This window comes from Actinokineospora xionganensis, from assembly GCF_014323725.1.
GTDB lineage: Bacteria > Actinomycetota > Actinomycetes > Mycobacteriales > Pseudonocardiaceae > Actinokineospora > Actinokineospora xionganensis.
Genome location: NZ_JABVED010000054.1, coordinates 1 through 1,453, shown reverse-complemented (window position 1 = coordinate 1,453; position 1,453 = coordinate 1). Strand labels below are relative to the sequence as shown.

The following is a 1,453-nucleotide window of genomic DNA, read 5'->3' as shown; positions in this document are numbered from 1 at the left end:
TGGGCGGATTCAACTGGTCGTCGCAACACCTCGATTGTGGAGGTGGTTATGGGCAGGCCAGCGGGATGGATGAAGGCGCTGACGGGCAGGTCGCCGATGAAGTCGCCGGGGAAGCCCTCGTTGCGGCGAGCCGTGCAGCGTGCGTTCTGGCACGAGATCGCCAAGGGTGTCCCGAGCGAGGACGCTGCGGTCGCTGTCGGCGTGTCGCAAGCGGTGGGCAGCCGTTGGTTCCGGCAACGTGGCGGCATGCCGACCTTCATGACCGTTCCGATTGCGGGCCGGTATCTGTCGTTCCCTGAGCGGGAAGAGATCGCGCTACTCAAAGCCCAGGGCGCCGGAGTCAGGGAGATCGCCCGTCAGGTGGGCCGTGATCCCTCCACGATCTCGCGGGAGTTGCGCCGGAACGCGGCCACGCGCGGTGGGAAGCTCGAGTATCGAGCGTCGGTCGCTCAGTGGAAGGCGGAGCTGCTTGCTCAGCGCCCCAAGACCGCGAGGCTCGTGGTGAACGAGAGGTTGCGTGACTACGTCCAGGAGCGGCTTTCGGGCGAGGTTCGTCTTCCGGGCGGGTCACAGGTCCTGGGACCGCAGGCGCCGCAGTGGAAGGGCCGCAACAAGCCGCGGCGCCAGGACCGAAGGTGGAGTACTGCGTGGAGTCCGGAGCAGATCGCGAATCGACTGCGTGTTGACTTCCCCGATGATGACTCCATGCGCATCTCCCATGAGGCGATCTATCAGGCGCTCTATGTTCAAAGTCGGGGCGCGCTCAAGCGGGAGCTGGTCGCCTGTCTACGCACCGGCCGAGCCCTCAGAGTCCCGCGTGCTCGGTCCCGCCAGCGTCCCGGCGGACATGTCACCCCGGAGGTGATGATCAGCGAACGACCCGCCGAGGTCGAAGACCGGGCCGTTCCCGGCCACTGGGAAGGCGACCTCATCATCGGAACCGACCGGTCCGCGATCGGCACGCTCGTGGAGCGCACAACGAGATTCACGATGCTGTTGCACCTGCCTCGGATGGACGGCTACGGCATCGAACCTCGGGTCAAGAACGGTCCCGCCCTCGCCGGCTACGGAGCCGAGGCCATGCGGGACGCCATCGCCTCCAAGATCACCAGCCTGCCCGAGCATCTGCGCCAGTCGCTGACCTGGGACCGCGGCAAGGAACTCGCCCAACACGCGCAGTTGAGGATTGAAACCGGGGTGGCCGTCTACTTCGCAGACCCGCACAGCCCATGGCAGCGCGGCACGAACGAGAACACGAATGGCTTGCTGCGCCAATACTTTCCCAAGGGCACCGACCTGTCCCGCTGGAGCCGCGACGAACTCGACGCCGTCGCCACCACACTCAACGCCAGGCCCCGCAAGACACTTGACTGGAAGACACCCGCAGAAGCGCTCAACGATCACCTACTATCGATCTAAACCAACGGTGTTGCGACGACCGGTTGAACTCAGG

Annotated in this window: 1 protein-coding gene; it reads left to right on the top strand. The window is 65.6% G+C overall.

The annotated features are described in order from the left end of the window. The first annotated feature begins 69 nt into the window (after positions 1-69). Entirely contained in the window at positions 70-1,419 is a 1,350-nt protein-coding gene (locus GPZ80_RS31850) for an IS30 family transposase (protein WP_187224807.1), read from the top strand. Positions 1,420-1,453: the final 34 nt, after the last annotated feature.